A 21,579-nucleotide genomic window follows, 5' to 3' on the forward strand; every position below is an offset into this window, starting at 1 on the left:
GAGCCCGTGGCCGAACGCCCACGCCCGGAGATTCCGTTGCAGGTATTGCCGCGCAAAGCTCCGGTGGAGATCGTGCATCCGCGCGAGCCGGTCGCATCAACGGATGATTTTGCGCCGACGCCGGTCCGCTCGGAGATGCCGTCCGACGAATCGAACATGTCGGAGCGCGAGCGGCTGATCAATGCGATGGAGCGTGCCGGCTGGGTGCAGGCGAAGGCCGCCCGCATTCTCGGCCTCACGCCGCGCCAGATCGGCTACGCGCTGAAAAAGCACAACATCGAGCTCAAGCACTTCTGACGCGCGTTCCACGCGATCATCGGCTGAACGCGCGACGCTCCTCAGCGCCGCGCGTTTGTCTGTCCGTGCCCATTTCAGCGCGGACCTCTGTCGCGTGAGACGCGGCCCGAAGACGGGTCAGGATGCCTGTCAGACTTGCGACAAGTGTCGGGGGCCTTACACCGGCACGGCCTTCAGGGGCGCGAAAAAATCCTTTAAAATCAATCGTCAGGCATCTGGCACGCGGCTTGAAAGACAACCTGTCAGCAGCACTCTGCGAACCAGGAGCCGACCATGGCCTACAAGATTGTTACCTCCCAGTGCACCGTCTGCGGTGCGTGTGAATTCGAATGCCCGAACGCCGCGATCAGCATGAAGCGCGGCACCTATGTGATCGACGCGACCAAGTGCACCGAGTGCGAAGGTCAGTTCGACAAGCCGCAGTGCGTCTCGGTCTGCCCGGTCGACAACACCTGCGTGCCGGCCTGACGCGTGGTCTTGCAAGGCGGCCGACGCCTTGACCGTCGGATACCGTCTTCAACGGATCGCCGCGCCCGCGGATCATGTCTGATCTTCGCCGGCTCGGTTGCAGCACCATCACCCACCGCCAAGCCGCCTGTCGTGCGGCGATCGAACGAGGCCCGGATATGAGCAAGCTGCTGCAACTCCATGATTTCGGTGCGCCGGGGGCGACTTCGTTCGACGAACTGCGCAAGAGCGCGGCGTCGTCTGGCTGCAGCAGCAAGGGCGGCGCCGGCAAGACCGGCTGCGGCTCGGCCGCGGGCCCCAGCGATCTGCCGCCGGAAATCTGGGAGAAGGTGAAGAACCATCCCTGCTACAGCGAGCAGGCGCATCATCACTTCGCCCGTATGCACGTCGCGGTCGCGCCCGCGTGCAACATCCAGTGCAACTACTGCAATCGCAAATACGATTGCGCCAATGAATCCCGCCCCGGCGTGGTCAGCGAGAAGCTGACCCCGGAGCAGGCGGCGCGCAAAGTCGTCGCGGTTGCCTCGACCATCCCGCAGATGACCGTGCTCGGCATCGCCGGCCCGGGCGATGCGCTCGCCAATCCGGCCAAGACCTTCAAGACCTTCGAGCTGGTCACCGAGACCGCGCCCGACATCAAGCTGTGTCTGTCGACCAACGGCCTGATGCTGCCCGACTACGTCGAGCAGATCGCCGCCATGAAGGTCGATCACGTCACCATCACCATCAACATGATCGACCCCGAAGTCGGTGCGAAGATCTATCCGTGGATCTTCTACAATCACCGCCGTTACACCGGCGTCGAGGCCTCGAAGATCCTCAGCGAGCGACAGTTGCTCGGCCTGGAGATGCTGGTCGCGCGCGGCATTCTGGTGAAGGTCAACTCGGTGATGATCCCGGGCATCAACGACCAGCACCTGATCGAGGTCAACAAGGCGGTGAAGTCGCGAGGCGCCTTCCTGCACAATATCATGCCGCTGATCTCGGAAGCCGAGCACGGCACCGCGTTCGGCCTGTCGGGACAGCGCGGTCCGACCGCGCAGGAGTTGAAGGCGCTGCAGGACGCCTGCGAAGGCGAGATGAACATGATGCGGCACTGCCGGCAGTGCCGTGCCGACGCGGTCGGCCTGCTCGGCGAGGACCGCAGCGCCGAGTTCACCACCGAAAAGGTGATGGCGATGGACGTCGAATACGATCTCGCCGCGCGCCAGGCCTATCAGGCCAAGGTCGAGGCCGAGCGCGACGCGATCGCGGTCGCCAAGCAGCGCGAACTGGACAAGCTCGAAGGCGAGACGGCGACCATCAAGATCCAGGTGGCGATCGCCACCAAGGGTGGCGGCGTGATCAACGAACATTTCGGTCATGCCCACGAATTTCAGATCTACGAAGTGTCGACCGCTGGCGCGAAGTTCGTCGGCCATCGCCGCGTCGATCTGTATTGCGAAGGCGGCTACGCCAGCGAGACCGGCATCGATCCGATCCTGCAGGCGCTGAACGACTGCACCGCCGTGTTGGTCGCCAAGATCGGCATGTGCCCGAAGGATTCGCTCGCCGGCGCCGGCATCGAGGCAGTCGAGACCTACGCGTTCGAATACATCGAGCAGTCGGTGATTGCCTACTTCAAGGACTACCTCGAGCGCGTCGGCAAGTCGGAGATCCGTCACGTCGCCCGCGGCGACGCCACGATCCGCCAGGGCGCTTTCACCGAGGCATAGGACGAGGCGACGAAGGGGAACGGCCATGGCCTACAAGATCGTCGCATCGCAATGCACCGGCTGCTCCGCTTGCGAGCCGCAGTGCCCGAATGTCGCGATCTTCGAGAAGGCCGGAACCTTCGCGATCGACCCTTCGAAATGCTCGGAGTGCACCGGCCACTACGACGAGCCGCAATGTGTCGCGGTGTGTCCGGTCGACGGTACCTGCGTGATCGACAACTCGGTCCCGCGCTATCAGGCTGCATGAGGCGATTCCGATGGATATGAGCTTCACCCCCTCGGCCGAAAAGTTCATTCGCCGCATGCTGCGGTTCAGCGGCGGCGCCGGTGGTTTCCGCCTGGTGGTCAGCGCCGGCGGCTGTTCCGGCTTGTCGGCGCAGTTCGATATCGCCGGCGCGCCGCACACCGGGGACGCGGTGGTCGACCGCGGCGACTACAAGCTGTTTCTGCCGGAATCGAGCCTGAAACTGCTCGAAGGTGTGGTGATCGACTTCATGGAGACGCCGACCTCCAGCGGCTTCCTGTTCCACGATCCGAAGGCGTCGAACTGCCAATGCGCCGGCGACGGCCCCAAGCCGTCCGCCGGTCTGCACCAGTTGCGGGAGCTGTGAACCATGCCCGACCTGATGCACAGCGAACTGACGATGTCCGGCCCGGAGCAGTCGCTTCTGACCGGAGCCCTGCTCGGCGCCGGTCTGCCGGCGGATGCGCATCGGCATCTCGAACTGGCGGGACGCGACTATCAGAGCGAGGCGCTCGCCGAACAGCACCTGCGCGAGGCTCATCTGCTGGCGCCCGACCACGCCGCAGTGCTGATCGGGCTGTACCGGTTCTATTTCTACAAAGGCCGACTCGGCGAGGCGCTGGAAGTGGCCCAGGCCTGTCTGTGCAAGGCTGCGCGCGACAATGGCCTCGTCGCCGATTGGCGCAAGGTGCGGCGCAGCGATGCCGAATTCTCCAGCTATTCGGCGGTGCTGCCGCGGTTCTACCTGTTCGCGCTGAAGGCCTACGCCTATTTGCAGATGCGGCTCGGGCAGCTCGACGAAGGTCATGCGGCGGTCGAAAAGCTGCTCGAGCTCGATCCGACCGACAAGGTCGGCGCCGCCGTGCTGCTCGACGTGTGGCGGCGGATAGGGCAGGACGATGACGACTGACATCGACGAAGCCCGCGATTGGCAGGGCAACGAGGTCGATTGCGCGTCGTGCCCGCATCGCGAGTTGCTGTCCGCCGGGCTGTGCGAATTGAAGAAGGCTTGCGTCCAGGACCGCTATGCGCGGCGGCTGGAGCGGTTCTTCCGGCAGAATCGTGCGCTGGCCGACGGCTATCTCGACCATCCGTATTTCGAGGCGCGTGCGGTCGCTGCCGGCTACGCCACGGTGTTCCTGCTGCCGAAATTGCTGCAGGACACCGACGAGACGGTGCGCTGGAGCGCGGCGCGGCGGCTGCCGAAGCGCTATCTGCTGGGGCTGCGCACTGACCCGCATCGCGAGGTGCGGATCCGTGTGGCCTCGGTGCTCAGCGACGACGAACTGCGCCCGATGGCGAGCGACGAGGACTACTATGTCCGCCAGATCGTGGCGCGGCGGGCTTCGCCCGGCCTGCTGCCGCTGTTGGTGCTCGATCCCGATCCCGGCGTGCGCCGGGAAGTGGCGCGGCGGATCGGCCCGGAATGGCTGGCGCAGATCGCGATGGACAAGGACGGCGAGGTTCGTCTCGAAGCCGCCAGGCGGATGACGCCCGGCCGGCTGCTGGCGATGCTCGGCGATGCCGATTGGCGGGTTCGCTACGAAGTCGCCAGCCGGGTCGACGCCTACGAACTGGCGCCGCTGCTCGACGACCCCGATCCGCTGGTGCGCGAGCTTGCGCGCAGCCGCAGCGGCTTCACCGAACCTGCCCAGCTCAAACCCTGTCTCCTATACACCTCTCCGAGCCCTCCCCATGAACATCGCGCGTGACAGCGACATCGTCGAGCTCGACGGTCCGCCGGAGTTCGAATACGGCCAGAAGGTCCGGTCGCGGCTCAACATCCGTAACGACGGCACCTTCCCGGGCAAGGAGATCGGCGAGGTGCTGGTGAAGAAAGGCGACGAGGGCTACGTCGTCTCGATCGGCACCTTCCTGCAGCAGTTTTACATCTATGGTGTCGACTTCGTGGCGCAGGGCCGCATCGTCGGCATGAAGCGTCGTGAGCTGGTCGCAGCCGAGGCGTTTCAGCCCGAGCAGCAGGAGGCGGTGTGATGACGCCCGAACCGCGATATCAATGGGGGCAGCGCGTCCGCGCCGAGATCGACCTGTTCAACGACGGCAGCTTTCCGGATCAGCCGGAGGACGCGCTGCTGGTGAAAAGCGGCGATGCCGGCGAGATTGTCCGGATCGGCCTGCACACCGAAACCAATCGGCCGGTCTATCTGGTCGAATTCGCCGAACACCGGGTGATCGGCTGCCTCGAAGACGAAATCACCGCACTCTGACCCGTCGCCGCGGCGGCCAAGCAAAGGACCACCCTCGATGAAAGTGATGATCCGCAAGACCGCCACCGGCCATTCCGCCTATGTGGCCAAGAAGGACCTAGAAGAGCCGATCGTCGAAATGGACAACCCTGCACTGTGGGGCGGCAAGATCACGCTGGCCAACGGCTGGCAGCTCGAACTGCCGGCGATGGCCGCGGACACGCCGTTGCCGATCACTGTCGAAGCGCGCAAGCTCTGACCATGGCGCTGTCGCTCGACGATATCGCCCGGCTCGACGCGCTGCTCGGAGGAGATGCGGCCGATGCCGGCGCGCTGAAGACGGTGCGGCAGGAGATCCCCGGTCTGTCGCTGACGCAGTGCGACGCGTCCGACATCGACGCGGAGCAGCCGTTCCGCGACTATCCGCGATTCAGCGTCTATCTGGTCGACGGATCGAATCACTGCTGGACCATCACCGGCGATGCGGCTCGCGCGACCGGGCTGGTGGTGGTGCATCACAAGGCTGCAAGAGCAATCTGACAGGGGAGCAGGATCATGCCGGCACGAGCACTCGACGACATTGCGGCGGGCTTGCTGCGCGGGCAGGTGATCCCCTATCTCGGCTCCGCCTGCGTCGCGCTCGGCGAGGCCAGCAGCGTGCCGACCTCGCCGGCCGAACTGGTGGCCCGGCTGATCGCGAAGACCACGGTGCCGCACAAGGTCCGCACCAATCTCACCGGCGCCGCGCAATACATCGAGAACTTCAAGCACCGCAAGACGCTGACGGCGATGATGGCCGAGGCGTTCCGGTCCCCGCCGCAGCCGAACGAGCTGCATCGGATGCTGGCATCGCTGCCCGATCTGCCGCTGCTGGTTCACGCCTGGTACGACGATCTGCCGCAAAAGGCGTTTGTCGGCCGACAGAATTGGGGCATGGCGCAGGGCGTCAGCCAGAGCGAACATCACGGCCATTGGGTGAATTACTATCGGCCGGACGGCAGCGAAATCGCCGAGCCGGCGCCCGGCATCGTCGCCGAGAACGAGATGCCGTTGTACGCGCCGGTGCCGGACGAGGCGCTCGGCTGGAATACCATGCTGTATCAGCCGATCGGCTCAGCAGCGCCGGCCGCGAATTTTCTCGTCTCCGACAGCGACTATGTCGAAGTCCTGACCGAGATCGACATTCAGACGCCGATCCCGCTCACGGTACAGGAGCTGCGCAAGGACCGGCATTTCCTGTTCCTGGGCTGCCGGTTCGACAACCAGCTCGACCGCGTCTTCGCCCGTCAGATCATGAAGCGCTCCTCCGCCCGGCATTGGGCCGTGCTGCCCGACACGCCGACCCGCAACGAGCAGCGCTTTCTGGAAGAACAGGCCATCACCCGGATCGATTGGCCGCTCGCGAAGTTCGTCGCCGAACTGGCCGACACGCTACAGGGCCAGGCGCTGACGGCGTAGGTCTCCCTTCCACGGTCCGACTCTGGCGGCCTTTCAACTCGGCTGTGAGGCCGAGTGTTTGCCGCAGGCACAGCCTGCTCCTTGTCCCTGCGCGGGGAGAAGGGTGGGATGAGGGAGCGCTTCCGCGCCGCAGAGCGCCGATCATCACCCTCGTCCTCATCAACAACTCTCACAAGCACTCAGATACGTGGAGGCACCCCTCACCCGGTCCGGCTTCGCTTCGCCGGATCGACCTCTCCCCGCGCGCGGGGAGAGGTTGGGCCGTGCCCGCCTCAGTGCTTTCCCGTCACTACGAGCGAAGCAATCCACCTCCATGCACCGGGCGCTGGATTGCTTCACCTCGCTCGCAACGACGCGCTGCAGTCGGTCTCGAGTTGCGACAGAGTCTCGCTTAGCTCGCCCGGCCGGTATCAGTTTGTTTCGTTTCTAACAGCCGCTCCCCTGGATGTCGTCCGCTCGGCAGCGATGTCGGATTCTAAACATCTACGTACATAGTGCCCGGACATTCTGCATCTCCGCGAAATCGCACACTTTTTCGTCTCCGGCGAGGCTTGGCACGGTCGTTGCAAAACAGGGATCAGCAAGGCGAGGGATGGTTGGCCGAGCAGTCACTGCAAAGGGCAACGTCCGCATCTGAGCCGTGCGACGGTTTCGAACGGAAGAAGGCTGCGCTTCGGCGCAAATCGATCAAACGGCATTAGGTCAACGGAGAGAAAACATGGCACTTCGGCAAATCGCATTCTACGGCAAGGGCGGCATCGGCAAGTCGACCACCTCGCAGAACACCCTCGCGGCGCTGGTCGAGATGGGTCAGAAGATTCTGATCGTCGGCTGCGACCCCAAGGCGGACTCGACCCGCCTGATCCTCAACACCAAGCTGCAGGACACCGTGCTGGCGCTGGCCGCCGAAGCCGGTTCGGTCGAAGACCTCGAACTCGAAGACGTGATGAAGATCGGCTACAAGGGCATCAAGTGCACCGAAGCCGGCGGTCCGGAGCCGGGCGTCGGCTGCGCCGGTCGCGGCGTCATCACCGCGATCAACTTCCTGGAAGAGAACGGCGCCTATGAGGACGTCGACTACGTCTCCTACGACGTGCTCGGCGACGTGGTGTGCGGCGGCTTCGCGATGCCGATCCGTGAGAACAAGGCGCAGGAAATCTACATCGTGATGTCCGGCGAGATGATGGCGCTGTACGCCGCCAACAACATCGCCAAGGGTATTCTGAAGTACGCCTCGTCGGGCGGCGTCCGCCTCGGCGGCCTGATCTGCAACGAGCGCCAGACCGACCGCGAGCTCGACCTTGCCGAAGCGCTCGCCGCGCGCCTGAACACCCAGCTGATCCACTTCGTGCCGCGCGACAACATCGTGCAGCACGCCGAGCTGCGCCGCGAGACTGTGATCCAGTACGCGCCCGACAGCCAGCAGGCCAAGGAATATCGCGCGCTCGCCACCAAGATCCACGCCAACGGCGGCAAGGGCACCATCCCGACCCCGATCACCATGGAAGAGCTCGAGCAGATGCTGCTCGACTTCGGCATCATGAAGACCGACGAGCAGGCGCTCGCCGAACTGCAGGCCAAGGAAGCCGCCAAGGCGGCCGCCGCGTCCGCCTGATCATCAGCCAGGCCGGTCGCGCATCGCGACCGGCCGCTCCCCCGGCGGCCCAGAGACACGAGGAACATTCGATGAGCACCGCAGTTGCAGAATCCCCCGCGGACATCAAGGAACGTAACAAGAAGCTGATCGGCGAAGTCCTGGAGGCCTATCCGGACAAGTCGGCCAAGCGTCGCGCCAAGCATCTCAACACCTACGACGCCGAAAAGGCGGAGTGCTCGGTCAAGTCCAACATCAAGTCGATCCCGGGCGTGATGACGATCCGCGGTTGCGCCTACGCCGGCTCGAAGGGCGTGGTGTGGGGCCCGATCAAGGACATGGTCCACATCAGCCACGGCCCGGTCGGCTGCGGCCAGTATTCGTGGGGCTCGCGCCGCAACTATTACAAGGGCACCACCGGCGTCGACACCTTCGGCACGATGCAGTTCACCTCCGACTTCCAGGAGAAGGACATCGTCTTCGGGGGCGACAAGAAGCTCGGCAAGATCATCGACGAGATCCAGGAGCTGTTCCCGCTGTCCAAGGGCATCTCGGTGCAGTCGGAATGCCCGATCGGCCTGATCGGTGACGACATCGAGGCCGTCTCGAAGGCCAAGTCGAAGCAGTACGACGGCAAGCCGATCATCCCGGTGCGCTGCGAAGGCTTCCGCGGCGTGTCGCAGTCGCTCGGCCACCACATCGCCAACGACGTGATCCGTGACTGGGTGTTCGACAAGGCCGGCGAGAAGAACGCCGGGTTCGAATCGACCCCCTACGACGTCGCGATCATCGGCGACTACAACATCGGCGGCGACGCCTGGGCCTCGCGCATCCTGCTCGAAGAAATGGGCCTCCGCGTGATCGCGCAGTGGTCCGGCGACGGCACCATCGCCGAGCTGGAGAATACCCCGAAGGCGAAGCTGAACATCCTGCACTGCTACCGCTCGATGAACTACATCACGCGGCACATGGAAGAGAAGTTCGGGATTCCGTGGGTGGAATACAACTTCTTCGGCCCGTCCAAGATCGAGGCGAGCTTGCGCGAGATCGCGTCGAAGTTCGACGACAAGATCAAGGAAGGCGCCGAGCGCGTCATCGCCAAGTACAAGCCGCAGATGGAGGCGGTGATCGCCAAGTATCGCCCGCGCCTCGAAGGCAAGAAGGTGATGCTCTATGTCGGCGGCCTGCGCCCGCGCCACGTCATCGGCGCCTACGAAGACCTCGGCATGGAAGTGGTCGGCACCGGTTACGAATTCGCCCACAACGACGACTATCAGCGCACCACCCATTACGTGAAGGACGGCACGCTGATCTACGACGACGTCACCGGCTACGAATTCGAGAAGTTCGTCGAGAAGATGCGTCCCGACCTGGTCGGATCCGGCGTCAAGGAAAAGTACATCTTCCAGAAGATGGGCGTTCCGTTCCGCCAGATGCATTCCTGGGACTATTCGGGGCCCTATCACGGCTACGACGGGTTCGGCATCTTCGCCCGCGACATGGACATCGCGATCAATGCCCCGGTCTGGAAACTGACCAAGGCGCCTTGGAGCTGAAACTTCACATCCGGCCTTCCGGCGCCAGCCGCCGGAAGCGCCGCGTCACCGAATTCTTGGGAAAGACACCACCATGACCGAGACCGCAGAGAAGATCCGCGATCACTTCGAACTCTTCCGTGAGCCCCAGTACGAAGAGTTGATGGAGAACAAGCGGAAGAATTTCGAGAACTATGTTGGCGATGCCGAGGTCGCGCGCGTCGCGGACTGGACCAAGACCAAGGAGTACCAGGACAAGAATTTCGCCCGCGAAGCTCTCGTCATCAATCCGGCCAAGGCCTGCCAGCCGCTCGGCGCTGTGTTCGCGGCGGTCGGGTTCGAGAAGACGCTGCCGTTCGTGCACGGCTCGCAAGGCTGCGTCGCCTATTATCGCAGCCACTTCACGCGTCACTTCAAGGAGCCGACCTCGTGCGTCTCCTCGTCGATGACCGAAGACGCCGCGGTGTTCGGCGGTCTCAACAACATGATCGACGGTCTGGCCAACGCCTATGCGCTGTACAAGCCGAAGATGATCGCCGTCTCGACCACCTGCATGGCCGAGGTGATCGGCGACGACCTCAACGCGTTCATCAAGAACGCCAAGGAGAAGGGCTCGGTCCCGCTGGAGTTCGACGTCACCTACGCCCACACCCCGGCGTTCGTCGGCAGCCACATCACCGGCTACGACAACACCATGAAGGGCATCGTCGAGCACTTCTGGGACGGCAAGTCGGGCACTGTCGACAAGCTCGAGCGCAAGCCGAACGAATCGATCAATTTCTTCGGCGGGTTCGACGGCTACACCGTCGGCAATCTGCGCGAGATCAAGCGGATCTTCGAGCTGATGGGCGTCGACTACACCATCTTCGGCGACAACAGCGACGTCTGGGATACTCCGGCCGACGGTGAGTTCCGGATGTACGATGGCGGCACCACGCTGGAACAGGCCGCCAACGCCATCCACGCCAAGGCGACGATTTCGATGCAGGAGTTCTGCACCGAAAAGACCCTGGCGACGATTGCCGATCACGGCCAGGAAGTGGTCGCGTTCAACCACCCCGTCGGTATTGCCGGCACCGACCGCTTCCTGCAGGCGGTGTCGCGGATCACCGGCAAGGCGATCCCGGAAGCGCTGACCAAGGAGCGCGGCCGGCTGGTCGACGCGATCGGCGACTCCTCGGCCCACATCCACGGCAAGAAGTTCGCGATCTACGGCGATCCGGACATGTGCTACGGCCTTGCCGAATTCATCCTCGAACTCGGCGGTGAGCCGGTCCACATCCTGGCGACCAACGGCAATAAGGCCTGGGAAGCCAAGGTGCAGGCGCTGCTCGACTCGTCGCCGTTCGGCGCCGGTTGCAAGGTCTACGCCGGCAAGGATCTGTGGCACCTGCGGTCGCTGCTGTTCACCGAACCGGTCGACTTCATGATCGGCAATACCTACGGAAAGTATCTCGAGCGCGACACCGGCACTCCGCTGATCCGCCTCGGCTTCCCGGTGTTCGATCGCCATCACCACCACCGGTCGCCGGTGTGGGGCTATCAGGGTTCGATGAACGTCCTGGTCAAGATCCTCGACAAGATCTTCGACGAAATGGACAAGTCGAGCAACGTGGCCGGCAAGAACGACATCAGCTTCGACATCATCCGCTGATGCCGCAGTCTCGGAGAACCTGATTACAGGAGCGCCGCATGAGCCGCCTCGCAGACAAGATTCAAGACGTCTTCAACGAGCCCGGCTGTGCGGCCAATCAGGCCAAGTCCGACAAGCAACGCAAGAAGGGCTGCAGCAAACCGCTGCAGCCGGGGGGCGCAGCCGGTGGCTGCGCCTTCGACGGGGCCAAGATCGCGCTGCAGCCGATCGTCGACGTCGCCCACTTGGTGCACGGCCCGATCGCCTGCGAAGGTTCGTCCTGGGACAATCGCGGCACCAAGTCGTCGGGCTCGAAGCTGTACCGCACCGGCTTCACCACCGACATGGGCGAGAACGACGTCATTTTCGGCGGCGAGAAGCGGCTGTTCCGGTCGATCAAGGAAATCATCGAGAAGTACGACCCGCCCGCGGTGTTCGTGTATCAGACCTGCGTGCCGGCGATGATGGGCGACGATATCGTCGCCGTCTGCAAGGTGGCGGCCGAGAAGTTCGGCAAGCCCTGCATTCCGATCATCTCGCCCGGCTTCGTCGGCCCGAAGAACCTCGGCAACAAGCTCGCCGGCGAGGCGATGCTGGATTACGTGATCGGCACCCAGGAGCCGGAGGTCACGACCCCCTACGACATCAACATCATCGGCGAATACAACGTCGCCGGCGAACTCTGGCAGGTCAAGCCGCTGCTCGACGAACTCGGCATCCGCATCCTGTCCTGTCTGGCGGGTGATGCGCGCTACCACGAAGTCGCGCAGTCGCACCGCGCCCGCGCCGCCATGATGGTGTGCTCGACCGCGATGATCAACGTCGCGCGCAAAATGGAAGAGCGCTACGGCATCCCGTATTTCGAAGGATCGTTCTACGGCATCAGCGACACCTCGGAGTCGCTGCGCCAGATCGCGCGGCTGCTGATCGCCCGCGGTGCCGATCCGGAACTGATGGCGCGCGTCGAGGCGCTGATTACGCGCGAGGAGGCCAAGGCTTGGGCGGCGATCAAGGCCTATACGCCGCGGCTCGAAGGCAAGAAGGTGCTGTTGATCACCGGGGGCGTGAAATCCTGGTCGGTGGTGGCGGCGCTGCAGGAGGCCGGGCTGACCATCGTCGGCACCAGCGTCAAGAAGTCGACCAAGGAAGACAAGGCGCGGCTCAAGGAGATGAGCCCGGACGTCCACCAGATCGACGATCTGCGCCCGCGCGAGATGTACAAGATGCTGAAAGAGGCACAGGCCGACATCATGTTGTCGGGCGGCCGCTCGCAATTCGTCGCGCTGAAGGCGCGGATGCCCTGGATGGATATCAACCAGGAGCGCACCTATGCGTATTGCGGCTATGTCGGCATTGTCGAGATGGTCCGGCAGATCGATAAGTCGCTGTCGAATCCAATCTGGGCTCAGGTCCGCAGCGCCCCGCCGTGGGACGAGGTGACCTGGGAACAGCGCGCCGATGCCGCCAACGCTGCCGACGATCGCCAGCGCGCGATCTTCGGACGCTCGGCCCAGGTGGCGTGAGGAGGCTGCGATGGCACAGATCGTCACCTCGACCAAATCCTGCACTGTCAATCCGCTGCGGATGAGTCAGCCGCTCGGCGCCGCGTTGGCCTTCATGGGCCTGCGCAACTGCATGCCGCTGCTGCACGGTTCCCAGGGCTGCACCTCGTTCGGCCTGGTGCTGTTCGTCCGGCACTTTCGCGAACAGATCCCGCTGCAGACCACCGCGATGAGCGAAGTCGCGACCGTGCTCGGCGGCTTAGAGAACGTCGAGCAGGCGATCATCAATATCGCCTCTCGCACCAAGCCCGACGTGATCGGGATCTGCACCACGGGCGTCACCGAAATCAAAGGCGACGATCTCGACGGCTACATCAAGATAGTGCGGGCCAATCACCCGGAGCTGGCCAATGTCGCGCTGGTGCCGGTGTCGACGCCCGACTTTAAAGGCGCGTTCGAAGACGGCTTCGCGGCGACGGTGACGCGGATCGTCGAGACCCTGGTCGAAGTGCCGGCCGAAGGCGCCGCGCGGGATGCCGCCAGGATCAACGTGTTGGCCGGAAGCCATCTGACGCCGGGCGACATCGATGAGCTGCGTGACATCATCGAGGCGTTCGGCCTGACGCCGACCTTCCTGCCGGATATTTCCGGCTCGCTCGACGGACACGTGCCGGACGACTTCACTCCGACCACCCATGGTGGCGTTTCGGTTGTCGAAGTCGCCGCGATGGGTTCTGCTGGCTACACGCTGGCGCTCGGCGAGCAGATGCGCAAGGCCGCAGTCGCGCTCGAAGCCAAGGCCGGCGTGCCGTTCACGCTGCTATCGCGGGTCACAGGGCTTGCCGCCGCCGATGAGCTGATGGCGACACTGGCGAAGATCAGCGGCCGTCCGGTGCCGCCGAAGTATCGCCGGCAGCGTAGCCAGCTCGTCGACGCCATGCTCGATGGTCACTTCTATTTTGGCGGCAAGAACATCGCGGTCGGCGCCGAGCCGGACATGCTGCTGAACATCGGCGGCTGGCTCGCCGACATGGGCTGCACCGTCAGCGCCGCTGTGACCACCACCACGTCGTCGATCCTGGCGCAGGTGCCGGCCGATGAGGTGCTGATCGGCGACCTCGAAGATCTCGAACGCCGCGCCGAGGACTGCGACCTGCTGGTGACGCATTCGCACGGCCGCCAGGCCGCGGAACGGCTCGGCGTGCCGCTGTTCCGGATGGGCCTGCCGATGTTCGACCGGCTCGGCGCCGCGCATCAGGTCGTGGTCGGCTATCGCGGCACCCGCGATCTGATCTTCAATATCGGCAACCTGTTCATCGCCAACATCAAGGAGCCGGACGTGAATAGCTGGCGGAGTGCCTCTGCTCGTCCGGATCAGACCGATGCGCCGTCTACGGCTCATTAGCAACGACGATGGTCAAGCGAAGGAGAGCGCCGATGTACAACCCAGGAGAACCGGCATGAAAGTCGCCTTCGCCACCCAGGATCTTGCGCGCGTCGATGCGCATTTCGGCTGGGCCCGGAACATCGCGATCTACGAAGTCACCGCCGACGATTATCGCTTCGTCGAAGCGGTGCAGTTCGCCGAGGAAAAGGAAGACGGCAACGAGGACAAGCTGGTCGCCAAGATCGATGCAATCCGCGATTGCGCCATCATGTACTGCACGGCGATCGGCGGCTCCGGCGCGGCGCGCGTCGTCGCCGCCCAGGTCCATCCGCTGAAGCTGGCGCAACCGGAGCAGATCACCGACCTGATCACCAAGCTGCAGGGCGTGCTGCGCGGCGTGCCGCCGCCGTGGCTGCGCAAGGCGCTGATGAAGGGCGAAGAACGCACTTTCGATTTTGCCGACGAGGCCTGACATGACCGAAGCCGCAACTGCTCCCGACACCGCGCTCGACTCACTGTTCGTCAAGGAACTGGTCAAGCAGCTCCGTGCCCAGGACACCCACGGTGTCTGGGAGGGCAAGACCGATCTCAAGCTGCTGGAGCCGTTCATCGTCGACAAGGCCAAGCGCCGCGAGATCCCGATCATGGGCGATCCGGATCCGGAAACGCTGTGGCGTCTCGAACTGTTCTACAACGCGGTGGCTCTGTCGATCGAACGCGAGACCAAGGTCATGGTGTCGCCGATGATGAAGATGCATCACGAGGGCTTCGGCCGACTGATCCTCAGTGCCGGCCGGCTGATCGTCATCAACAAGCACATGCGCGACGTCCATCGCTTCGGCTTCGACAACCTCGGCAAGCTGGCCGAGGAAGGCGACAAGCTGGTCGCCGCGGGCGTGCAGATGATCCTGAAATATCCCGACGTCGCCAATCTCTGAACCGGAGCGAACGCAGCATGTCCGACATCGAGACGCTGAAGGCCGAGATCAAGAAACTGTCCGCCCGCGCGACGACGATGAAGATGAATCTGCACGACCTGTCCGAGGAGCTGCCGATCAACTGGCAGACCATCATGACGGTGGCGCAGGAAACCCAGGATGCCTACGCGGCCCTTGAAGCCGCGCGGAAGGCCTTGAAGGAGCTGGAAGCGAAAGCCGCCTGATCGCGGCCGACTGCTTCAGCCCGAACGGCGCGGCGAGCCGCGCGCAGGAGCAAGCAATGGCGATCTTTTCCACCCGCGACGGTCAGCCGTGGGAACCGACTTATCTCACCGCGATCGACGACAAGAAGTGCATCGGCTGCGGCCGCTGCCACAAGGTCTGCTCGCGCGACGTGATGCACCTGATGGGTGTCAACGAGGACGGCGAACTGGTCGGGTGTTCGCTCGAGGACGACGATGACGACGAGGAATTCGTCCGCAAGGTGATGGTGCTGGACTCGGCCGGCAATTGCATCGGCTGCTCGGCTTGCGTCCGGGTCTGCCCGAAAGCGTGCCAGACCCACGTCAAGGCCAGCGAACTCGGGCTCTAAACAAGGGAGCGACGGACATGCTCGGCGCGGCGGGAATTCAGGCGGCAGGCGCAACGGCAGCGGCGCTGCCGCTGCGGGTCACGGCGTCGAGCTTCGCGTCCTCGCCGGCGGTGGTGTACCGGGCGCTGACCGGCTGCACGCCGGCGGAGGCGCAGATCGATGACGACCGTGCGTTCGATCGTCACGTGCTGGCGTCGATCCTGTCGGTCGCGGTTACCGAGCCGGGCTCGATTACCGAGTCCAGCGGTCTGTCGGCCGACGATTTTGCAGCGCTGATTGTCGGGTATTTTCCGCACATCTCGGTGCTATTGTCGGTGCTGGCGATCGGCGAGCACGAGCAGGACGAGGAGGCCGCGATGGTCCGTGACCTCTTGCTCAAGCATCGCTCGACCGGCGGCGAGGTCGGGCGCTGGCTCGCTGCGATGGTGGCGCGACGGGCGATGCAGCCCGAGCATCTGTGGGAAGATCTCGGTCTGCGCAGCCGCGCCGAGCTGAGCCGGCTGCTGATGCGGCACTTCGAACCGCTGGCCCGCGACAACACCCGCAACATGCGCTGGAAGCGGTTCTTCTATCGCAAGCTCTGCGAAGATGACGGTATGGTGATGTGCAGCACCCCGGTCTGCTCGCAATGCAGCGACTTCGCGGAGTGCTTCGGCGAGGAGACCGGCGAAAGCCGAATGGCGATCCGCCGGCGCGAGGTCGATCTCCGGGCCGCCGGCGTGGCTTGACGGAGTGACGCCGCTCTTCACCCTCCCCTGGAGGGGGGAGGGTCGTTCGCGCAGCGAGTTGGGCGGGTGACGGAGAGTTCATCCGCCGTGCCTGCAGCTCACCCCACCCCGTCACGCACTTCGCTTCGCGGCCTGCGTGCCGACCCTCCCGCTCCAGGGCGGGTGAAGTGGGCGCGGCGTTGAGGCGAATAGCTGCGATCCATTGTCGGAAACAGTCGGCTTCACGACGATGTCGGACCTCCGACATTGTCGGGTGCTGATAATTTGGCACGAAATCAGTAGCTTGCTGTTTGTGTCCGTGCTGGCACAGCGGTTGCACTTGTTCATGTCGGACCCAACAGATGGAGGCCGACCATGATCATTCTCACCGAACAAGCCGGGACCGCCGTGAAGGCTGCGATGTCGCGCGCCGGCAAGCTCGAAGCCGGGCTTCGCGTCATGGTCGAGGCCGGCGGCTGCGCCGGGTACAAATATCTGATCGGGCTCGATGCCGAGCCGCGGGTCGACGACGCGGTGGTCGAAGCCGGCGGCGTCAAGGTGTTCATCGATCCGGACTCGCAGCCGCTGCTGTCCGGCATGACCATCGACTTCGTCGAAAGCCTGGAGGGTTCCGGCTTCACCTTCGACAATCCCAATGCCGGCACCAAGTGTGGTTGCGGCAAATCGTTCGGCTAAGCGCAGCGCTAATCATAGGAGCGTGCCATGCTCAGCCTCGGTAAATTCGACCATCATTTCTCCACTTCCGCGAACGCAGGACCGCTGCCGCAAGCCAACGCGGTCGGCCGGTTCGGCAGCATCGGCTGGGGCGATGCCGTCAAGCTGATGTTGAAGGTCGATCCCGACGACGGGCGGATCGCGCAGGCTCGCTTCCAGGCATTCGGTTGCAGCTCGGCGATCGCCGCCTCTGCCGCGCTCACCGATATGATCACCGGTAAGACGATCGACGAGGCCAGCGGCATCAGCGCCGCGACGATCGCCGATTACCTCGGCGGCCTGCCGCGCGACCGGATGTACTGCGCGGTGATGAACTTCGAAGCCCTGCAGCAGGCGATCGGATCGTATCGCGGCAAACCGGCAGTGACCGAGGCGGATGCGCCGCCGGTCTGCAAGTGTCTCGGCGTCGGCCAGATGATGATCGAGCGCACCATCCGCTTCAACCGGCTGACCAGCCTCGACGACGTCACCGCCTACACCAAGGCCGCCGGCAGTTGCAGCACCTGCTTCAAGCAGATCGAGGCTCTGCTGGCGCGCGTCAACGCCGAAATGGTCGAGGACGGCCTGATCGCAGCCGAAGACGCCTACCGGATCGGCTCTGCGACGCCGCGCGCCACCGAATTGAAGCCGCATGGTGCGCCGCCGCCGGCCGCCAATATCTTCGCCGCCAAGGCGACGCCGGCGCATCTGCGCCCGATCGCGAAGGCAACTCCGCCGCGTCCGGCGACTCCGCCGGCCGGGATGGTCGATGCGCCGCCGCAGGAGGCGCTGATCGCCGAAGCGGTCGAGGAGCTGCGCCCCCATCTGCAGCGCGATGGCGGCGACTGCGAATTCGTCAGCCTCGACGGCAACATCGTCTACGTCCGGCTGACCGGCAATTGCGTCGGATGCCAGCTCTCGTCGGTGACGTTGTCCGGCGTCCAGGCCCGGCTTGCGGAGAAGTTCGGCCGGCCGCTCCGCGTGGTCCCTGTGTCATGAGCGAGCCGGCAGACATCGTCTATCTCGACGCCAATGCAACGACGCGGACCGATCCGCGCGTCGTCGAAGCGATGCTGCCGTACTTCTCGCTGTACTACGGCAACCCGTCGTCCAAATACGCGCTCGGCGGCCACGCTGCACTTGCGGTCAAGCGGGCTCGCGAGCGGGTGCAGGCGCTGGTCGGAGCCGCGCAGCCGCACGAACTGATCTTCACCTCGGGCGGCACCGAGAGCAACAACGCCGCGATCCTGTCGGCGCTGGAAGCGGCGCCGCGGCGGCGCGAGGTCATCATCTCGGCGGTGGAACATCCGGCGGTGCTGTCGCTGTGCGCATGGCTGGAAAAGAACAAAGGCATCCGCGTCCATCTGATCCCGGTCGATCGCCAGGGCCGTCTCGACATCGTGGCGTATCGCGAGGCGTTGTCCGACCGTGTCGCAATCGCTTCCATCATGTGGGCCAATAACGAGACCGGCGTGATCCAGCCGGTGGCCGATCTCGCCGAACTCGCCAAGGAGGTCGGTGCGCTGTTTCACACCGATGCGGTGCAGGCGGTCGGCAAGTGCCCGATCGACCTGCAGTCGACCATGATCGACATGCTGTCGCTGTCCGGACACAAGCTGCACGGCCCGAAGGGCGTCGGCGCGCTGTATGTCCGCAGCGGCCTCCGCTTCAAGCCGCAGATCAAAGGCGGCCAGCAGGAGCGCGGCCGCCGCGCCGGTACCGAGAACGTACCGGGCATCGTCGGCCTCGGCATCGCTGCCGAACTCGCCGCTGGCGCGATGGCCGACGAAGACATCCGGGTGCGCGGCCTGCGCGACCGGCTGGAGCGCGAGATCCTGGCGCGGGTCGATCACTGCGTCGCCGTCGGTGCACGCGCCGAGCGTCTGCCAAATACGTCGAACATTGCGTTCTCGTTCATCGACAGCGAGGCGATCATCACATTGCTCGATCGCGCCGGCATCGCGGCTTCGATGGGCTCGGCTTGCGCGACCGGCTCGTTCGAGCCGTCGCATGTGCTGACGGCCATGAAGGTTGCCGAGGATGCGGTCCGCGGCGGCGTGCGGTTCTCGCTGTCGCGCGACAACGCCGATGCCGACATCGACCGTGCCCTCGAAGTGGTCCCAGCCGTGGTCGCCAAGCTGCGGGCGATTTCGCCGTTCGGCGGCGATGATCCTCCGCAGGCGGTCGGGCTGCCGTCAGGTCGTACGCAAGGAATAGGTCATGTCTGAGTTCAAGCCCGCCGTCGCCCGGCCGGATCAGTCCTGCGGCTTTCAGCCCGCGCCGATCGTGCTCAACGACACCACGCTGCGCGACGGCGAGCAGGCCCCGGGTGTGGCGTTCTCCACCGCCGAGAAGGTCGCGATCGCCCGCGCGCTGGCGCGTGCCGGCGTGCCGGAGATCGAGGCCGGGACGCCCGCGATGGGCGCCGACGAGATCGCCGCGATCCGTGCCATCGTCGAGGCCGGCCTGCCGCTGACGACGATTGCCTGGTGCCGGATGCGTACCGAGGACGTCGATGCCGCGCTGAAAGCCGGCGTCTCGATGGTCAATGTCTCGGTGCCGGTTTCGGACGTGCAGATTGCTGCGAAGCTCGGCGGTCTGCGCTCGAATGCCATCGAGACCGTCAAGCGCGTGGTCGGCTATGCGCGGGACCGCGGCCTCGATGTTGCCGTCGGCGGCGAGGATTCCTCGCGCGCCGATCCCGAATTTCTGGCCGAGGTGATCGCCACCGCAAAGGCGTCCGGCGCGCGCCGGTTTCGGATCGCCGATACGCTGAGCGTGCTCGACCCGTTCTCCAGCCATGCGCTGCTGGCGACACTGCGCGCCTCGACCGATCTCGAGCTCGAATTCCATGGCCATGACGACCTCGGCCTCGCCACCGCCAACACGCTGGCGGCGCTACGCGCCGGCGCCAGCCACGCCTCGGTGACGGTGATCGGTCTCGGCGAGCGCGCCGGCAATGCGCCGCTCGAAGAGGTGGCGGTGGCGCTGAAGCAGCTCTATGGCCGCGAGACCGGCATCGTGCTGTCGGAACTCGGCAACGTCGCCGACCTGGTCGCGACTGCGGCGGCCCGCACCATTCCACTCAACAAGGCGATCGTCGGCGAGCATGTCTTCACCCATGAATCGGGAATTCATGTCGACGGTCTGCTCAAGGATCAGCGCACCTACCAGTCGCTCGATCCGAACCTGTTCGGCCGCTGCAATCGCATCGTCATCGGCAAGCATTCCGGGCTGTCGGCGATCACCTCGTCGCTCGCCAAGCTGGATCTGCCGGCGACCGCGGACGAGGCACAGGGCATCCTCGCCAAGGTTCGCCGCTATGCGGTCACCCACAAGGGGCCGGTCGGCAACGAGACGTTGATCGCGATCTGGCGCGAGGTCCGCGAGCGGACGTTCACCAGCTGCGCCTGAAGCGGCGACAACAGACGAAGGAGACCGAGATGAGCACATCCGCCGCCACCGAATCCGCCGACATCGTGGCTCGGCTGCAGCGCGCCGGCTCCGCCGAGGAGTTCTTCGAGCTGCTCGGCGTCGCCTACGATCCCAAGCTGCTCAACGTGGCGCGGCTGCACATCCTCCGGCGCATGGGCCAGTATCTCGCTGAAGAAGATCTCGGCGGTCTGCCTGCCGACGAAGCCGCCGCCCGCTGCAAGGCGGTGCTGGAGCGGGCCTATGCCGATTTCGTCGCATCTTCGCCGCTCGATCAGCGGGTGTTCAAGGTGCTGAAGGATGCTGTGGCGCCGAAGACGCCCAAGCGTCCGGCCTTCGTCCCGCTCGATGCCCTGAAGTAATCCGCCGACCTTGAGCCCTTTCCCTCGATCGCTTCGGCCCGTCGCTCTCGCGGCGGGCCGTTTTGCTGCGGCGGGCTGCTGCGTTTTCTCACATCCATGTCGCGTTTGACCGGCGATTTCACGCCCCCGTGAAATGTCTCGTCGGTCACGCTGCTGTCGCCTTCCCGACAAGTGTCGCAGTTGTCGGATTGCAACCCTCGGAAGCGCCGGCCACAATCCCGGCTCCTTGCCGCAACTGATTGGTTTGGCGTGATATTTTGCACGCCGGAAAAGTTGGTACGGGGCTTGCTCATAAGTCTCCGTCGTCAAGCTTCTGTCAGCAAGCGCGGAGCCACTCCATGCATATCGTCGTCTGTATCAAGCAGGTTCCGGACTCGGCCCAGATCCGCGTGCATCCGGTCACCAACACGATCATGCGCCAGGGCGTGCCGACGATCATCAATCCCTACGATCTGTTCGCGCTGGAGGAGGCGCTGCGGCTGCGCGACAAGTTCGGCGGCGAGGTCACGGTGCTGACGATGGGGCCGCCGACCGCCGAGGACTCCTTGCGCAAGGCGCTTACCATCGGCGCAAATCGCGCCGTGCTGCTGACCGATCGGTTCTTCGCCGGCTCCGACACGCTGGCGACCAGCTACGCGCTCGCCGCGGCGATCCGCAAGATCGGCTCCACCTTCGGTGCCGTCGACGTGGTGTTCACCGGCAAGCAGACCATCGACGGTGACACCGCCCAGGTCGGCCCCGGCATCTGCAAGCGGCTCGACTTCCTGCAGCCCACCTACGTCTCGAAGGTCTCT

The 21,579-nt window shown here is 64.7% G+C and carries 28 protein-coding genes; all 28 read left to right on the forward strand.

The genetic code is table 11. From position 1 onward, the window contains the following. The coding region (locus tag DU475_RS16760) for a helix-turn-helix domain-containing protein (protein WP_283812098.1) at positions 1 to 297 on the forward strand (297 nt) is incomplete at its 5' end. A gap of 273 nt (positions 298 to 570) precedes the next feature. Then, complete coding sequence (locus tag DU475_RS16765) at positions 571 to 765, forward strand: 4Fe-4S binding protein (protein WP_011160163.1); 195 nt, start codon at positions 571 to 573, stop codon at positions 763 to 765. 158 nt (positions 766 to 923) lie between these two features. Further along, positions 924 to 2,480, forward strand: a complete 1,557-nt coding sequence (gene nifB, locus DU475_RS16770; protein ID WP_013504446.1) for a nitrogenase cofactor biosynthesis protein NifB — start codon at positions 924 to 926, stop codon at positions 2,478 to 2,480. Between the two features lie 25 nt (positions 2,481 to 2,505). Beyond that, complete coding sequence (locus DU475_RS24530; protein ID WP_013504445.1) at positions 2,506 to 2,727, forward strand: 4Fe-4S binding protein; 222 nt, start codon at positions 2,506 to 2,508, stop codon at positions 2,725 to 2,727. Between the two features lie 10 nt (positions 2,728 to 2,737). Further along, entirely contained in the window at positions 2,738 to 3,091 is a 354-nt protein-coding gene (locus tag DU475_RS16780; protein WP_013504444.1) for a HesB/IscA family protein, read from the forward strand. Between the two features lie 3 nt (positions 3,092 to 3,094). After that, positions 3,095 to 3,634, forward strand: a complete 540-nt coding sequence (locus DU475_RS16785) for a tetratricopeptide repeat protein (protein WP_013504443.1) — start codon at positions 3,095 to 3,097, stop codon at positions 3,632 to 3,634. Then, positions 3,624 to 4,436 carry a 4Fe4S-binding leucine-rich repeat protein gene (locus DU475_RS16790; RefSeq protein WP_164632772.1) on the forward strand — a complete coding sequence of 271 codons (813 nt, stop codon included), beginning with the start codon at positions 3,624 to 3,626 and terminating at the stop codon, positions 4,434 to 4,436. The genes DU475_RS16785 and DU475_RS16790 overlap by 11 nt, the downstream gene beginning before the upstream one ends. Further along, complete coding sequence (locus DU475_RS16795) at positions 4,420 to 4,719, forward strand: nitrogen fixation protein NifZ (protein ID WP_013504441.1); 300 nt, start codon at positions 4,420 to 4,422, stop codon at positions 4,717 to 4,719. The genes DU475_RS16790 and DU475_RS16795 overlap by 17 nt, the downstream gene beginning before the upstream one ends. Further along, positions 4,719 to 4,952 carry a nitrogen fixation protein NifZ gene (locus DU475_RS16800; RefSeq protein ID WP_013504440.1) on the forward strand — a complete coding sequence of 78 codons (234 nt, stop codon included), beginning with the start codon at positions 4,719 to 4,721 and terminating at the stop codon, positions 4,950 to 4,952. Before DU475_RS16795 ends, DU475_RS16800 begins: the two co-directional genes overlap by 1 nt. Positions 4,953 to 4,989: 37 nt before the next feature. Beyond that, on the forward strand, positions 4,990 to 5,190 hold the full coding sequence (gene nifT / locus DU475_RS16805) for a putative nitrogen fixation protein NifT (protein WP_013504439.1): 201 nt from the start codon (positions 4,990 to 4,992) through the stop codon (positions 5,188 to 5,190). A gap of 2 nt (positions 5,191 to 5,192) precedes the next feature. Next, positions 5,193 to 5,471 carry a DUF6129 family protein gene (locus DU475_RS16810; protein ID WP_164632773.1) on the forward strand — a complete coding sequence of 93 codons (279 nt, stop codon included), beginning with the start codon at positions 5,193 to 5,195 and terminating at the stop codon, positions 5,469 to 5,471. Positions 5,472 to 5,486: 15 nt separating this feature from the next. Continuing rightward, on the forward strand, positions 5,487 to 6,389 hold the full coding sequence (locus tag DU475_RS16815; protein ID WP_164632774.1) for an SIR2 family protein: 903 nt from the start codon (positions 5,487 to 5,489) through the stop codon (positions 6,387 to 6,389). A 718-nt stretch (positions 6,390 to 7,107) separates the two neighbouring features. Next, complete coding sequence (gene nifH / locus DU475_RS16820; protein WP_013504436.1) at positions 7,108 to 8,004, forward strand: nitrogenase iron protein; 897 nt, start codon at positions 7,108 to 7,110, stop codon at positions 8,002 to 8,004. Positions 8,005 to 8,075: 71 nt separating this feature from the next. After that, the gene (gene nifD / locus DU475_RS16825) at positions 8,076 to 9,539 is read left to right on the forward strand and encodes a nitrogenase molybdenum-iron protein alpha chain (protein ID WP_013504435.1); all 1,464 of its coding nucleotides are present in this window, start codon (positions 8,076 to 8,078) and stop codon (positions 9,537 to 9,539) included. 73 nt (positions 9,540 to 9,612) lie between these two features. Continuing rightward, a complete protein-coding gene (nifK, locus tag DU475_RS16830; RefSeq protein ID WP_013504434.1) occupies positions 9,613 to 11,172 on the forward strand; it encodes a nitrogenase molybdenum-iron protein subunit beta in 1,560 nt (519 codons plus the stop codon). A 38-nt stretch (positions 11,173 to 11,210) separates the two neighbouring features. Then, positions 11,211 to 12,674: a nitrogenase iron-molybdenum cofactor biosynthesis protein NifE gene (gene nifE / locus DU475_RS16835; RefSeq protein WP_164632775.1), complete on the forward strand. Its 1,464-nt coding sequence runs from the start codon at positions 11,211 to 11,213 to the stop codon at positions 12,672 to 12,674. Positions 12,675 to 12,684: 10 nt separating this feature from the next. Next, positions 12,685 to 14,058 carry a nitrogenase iron-molybdenum cofactor biosynthesis protein NifN gene (gene nifN / locus DU475_RS16840; RefSeq protein WP_164632776.1) on the forward strand — a complete coding sequence of 458 codons (1,374 nt, stop codon included), beginning with the start codon at positions 12,685 to 12,687 and terminating at the stop codon, positions 14,056 to 14,058. 55 nt (positions 14,059 to 14,113) lie between these two features. Continuing rightward, positions 14,114 to 14,512, forward strand: coding sequence for a nitrogen fixation protein NifX (nifX, locus tag DU475_RS16845; protein WP_164632777.1), 399 nt, complete (start codon positions 14,114 to 14,116; stop codon positions 14,510 to 14,512). 1 nt (position 14,513) lies between these two features. Beyond that, entirely contained in the window at positions 14,514 to 14,978 is a 465-nt protein-coding gene (locus DU475_RS16850) for a NifX-associated nitrogen fixation protein (RefSeq protein ID WP_047307478.1), read from the forward strand. Positions 14,979 to 14,995: 17 nt separating this feature from the next. After that, positions 14,996 to 15,202 (forward strand): CCE_0567 family metalloprotein, encoded by a 207-nt coding sequence (locus tag DU475_RS16855; protein WP_011160145.1) that lies wholly within the window; start codon positions 14,996 to 14,998, stop codon positions 15,200 to 15,202. Between the two features lie 56 nt (positions 15,203 to 15,258). Then, positions 15,259 to 15,570, forward strand: a complete 312-nt coding sequence (gene fdxB / locus DU475_RS16860; protein ID WP_164632778.1) for a ferredoxin III, nif-specific — start codon at positions 15,259 to 15,261, stop codon at positions 15,568 to 15,570. Positions 15,571 to 15,587: 17 nt separating this feature from the next. Next, positions 15,588 to 16,298: a nitrogen fixation protein NifQ gene (locus DU475_RS16865; RefSeq protein WP_047307477.1), complete on the forward strand. Its 711-nt coding sequence runs from the start codon at positions 15,588 to 15,590 to the stop codon at positions 16,296 to 16,298. Positions 16,299 to 16,652: 354 nt separating this feature from the next. Beyond that, complete coding sequence (locus DU475_RS16870) at positions 16,653 to 16,973, forward strand: HesB/IscA family protein (RefSeq protein ID WP_013504427.1); 321 nt, start codon at positions 16,653 to 16,655, stop codon at positions 16,971 to 16,973. Positions 16,974 to 17,000: 27 nt separating this feature from the next. Continuing rightward, a complete protein-coding gene (gene nifU / locus DU475_RS16875) occupies positions 17,001 to 17,990 on the forward strand; it encodes a Fe-S cluster assembly protein NifU (protein ID WP_013504426.1) in 990 nt (329 codons plus the stop codon). Further along, entirely contained in the window at positions 17,987 to 19,219 is a 1,233-nt protein-coding gene (gene nifS / locus DU475_RS16880; protein ID WP_164632779.1) for a cysteine desulfurase NifS, read from the forward strand. Before nifU ends, nifS begins: the two co-directional genes overlap by 4 nt. Next, complete coding sequence (gene nifV / locus DU475_RS16885) at positions 19,212 to 20,405, forward strand: homocitrate synthase (RefSeq protein ID WP_013504424.1); 1,194 nt, start codon at positions 19,212 to 19,214, stop codon at positions 20,403 to 20,405. The genes nifS and nifV overlap by 8 nt, the downstream gene beginning before the upstream one ends. A gap of 29 nt (positions 20,406 to 20,434) precedes the next feature. Next, on the forward strand, positions 20,435 to 20,785 hold the full coding sequence (gene nifW / locus DU475_RS16890; RefSeq protein WP_164632780.1) for a nitrogenase stabilizing/protective protein NifW: 351 nt from the start codon (positions 20,435 to 20,437) through the stop codon (positions 20,783 to 20,785). Positions 20,786 to 21,123: 338 nt separating this feature from the next. After that, positions 21,124 to 21,579 (forward strand): electron transfer flavoprotein subunit beta/FixA family protein (locus tag DU475_RS16895; protein ID WP_164632781.1); only part of this gene is annotated, 456 nt, incomplete at its 3' end.

Source organism: Rhodopseudomonas sp. WA056 (assembly GCF_010906995.1).
Taxonomy (GTDB): domain Bacteria; phylum Pseudomonadota; class Alphaproteobacteria; order Rhizobiales; family Xanthobacteraceae; genus Rhodopseudomonas; species Rhodopseudomonas palustris_G.

Bases quoted from the DNA above. Each gene is read 5' to 3' on its own strand.
- DU475_RS16765 (WP_011160163.1), top strand. From the start codon at position 571: ATGGCCTACAAGATTGTTACCTCCCAGTGCACCGTCTGCGGTGCGTGT.
- nifB (WP_013504446.1), top strand. From the start codon at position 924: ATGAGCAAGCTGCTGCAACTCCATGATTTCGGTGCGCCGGGGGCGACT.
- DU475_RS24530 (WP_013504445.1), top strand. From the start codon at position 2,506: ATGGCCTACAAGATCGTCGCATCGCAATGCACCGGCTGCTCCGCTTGC.
- DU475_RS16780 (WP_013504444.1), top strand. From the start codon at position 2,738: ATGGATATGAGCTTCACCCCCTCGGCCGAAAAGTTCATTCGCCGCATG.
- DU475_RS16785 (WP_013504443.1), top strand. From the start codon at position 3,095: ATGCCCGACCTGATGCACAGCGAACTGACGATGTCCGGCCCGGAGCAG.
- DU475_RS16790 (WP_164632772.1), top strand. From the start codon at position 3,624: ATGACGACTGACATCGACGAAGCCCGCGATTGGCAGGGCAACGAGGTC.
- DU475_RS16795 (WP_013504441.1), top strand. From the start codon at position 4,420: ATGAACATCGCGCGTGACAGCGACATCGTCGAGCTCGACGGTCCGCCG.
- DU475_RS16800 (WP_013504440.1), top strand. From the start codon at position 4,719: ATGACGCCCGAACCGCGATATCAATGGGGGCAGCGCGTCCGCGCCGAG.
- nifT (WP_013504439.1), top strand. From the start codon at position 4,990: ATGAAAGTGATGATCCGCAAGACCGCCACCGGCCATTCCGCCTATGTG.
- DU475_RS16810 (WP_164632773.1), top strand. From the start codon at position 5,193: ATGGCGCTGTCGCTCGACGATATCGCCCGGCTCGACGCGCTGCTCGGA.
- DU475_RS16815 (WP_164632774.1), top strand. From the start codon at position 5,487: ATGCCGGCACGAGCACTCGACGACATTGCGGCGGGCTTGCTGCGCGGG.
- nifH (WP_013504436.1), top strand. From the start codon at position 7,108: ATGGCACTTCGGCAAATCGCATTCTACGGCAAGGGCGGCATCGGCAAG.
- nifD (WP_013504435.1), top strand. From the start codon at position 8,076: ATGAGCACCGCAGTTGCAGAATCCCCCGCGGACATCAAGGAACGTAAC.
- nifK (WP_013504434.1), top strand. From the start codon at position 9,613: ATGACCGAGACCGCAGAGAAGATCCGCGATCACTTCGAACTCTTCCGT.
- nifE (WP_164632775.1), top strand. From the start codon at position 11,211: ATGAGCCGCCTCGCAGACAAGATTCAAGACGTCTTCAACGAGCCCGGC.
- nifN (WP_164632776.1), top strand. From the start codon at position 12,685: ATGGCACAGATCGTCACCTCGACCAAATCCTGCACTGTCAATCCGCTG.
- nifX (WP_164632777.1), top strand. From the start codon at position 14,114: ATGAAAGTCGCCTTCGCCACCCAGGATCTTGCGCGCGTCGATGCGCAT.
- DU475_RS16850 (WP_047307478.1), top strand. From the start codon at position 14,514: ATGACCGAAGCCGCAACTGCTCCCGACACCGCGCTCGACTCACTGTTC.
- DU475_RS16855 (WP_011160145.1), top strand. From the start codon at position 14,996: ATGTCCGACATCGAGACGCTGAAGGCCGAGATCAAGAAACTGTCCGCC.
- fdxB (WP_164632778.1), top strand. From the start codon at position 15,259: ATGGCGATCTTTTCCACCCGCGACGGTCAGCCGTGGGAACCGACTTAT.
- DU475_RS16865 (WP_047307477.1), top strand. From the start codon at position 15,588: ATGCTCGGCGCGGCGGGAATTCAGGCGGCAGGCGCAACGGCAGCGGCG.
- DU475_RS16870 (WP_013504427.1), top strand. From the start codon at position 16,653: ATGATCATTCTCACCGAACAAGCCGGGACCGCCGTGAAGGCTGCGATG.
- nifU (WP_013504426.1), top strand. From the start codon at position 17,001: ATGCTCAGCCTCGGTAAATTCGACCATCATTTCTCCACTTCCGCGAAC.
- nifS (WP_164632779.1), top strand. From the start codon at position 17,987: ATGAGCGAGCCGGCAGACATCGTCTATCTCGACGCCAATGCAACGACG.
- nifV (WP_013504424.1), top strand. From the start codon at position 19,212: ATGTCTGAGTTCAAGCCCGCCGTCGCCCGGCCGGATCAGTCCTGCGGC.
- nifW (WP_164632780.1), top strand. From the start codon at position 20,435: ATGAGCACATCCGCCGCCACCGAATCCGCCGACATCGTGGCTCGGCTG.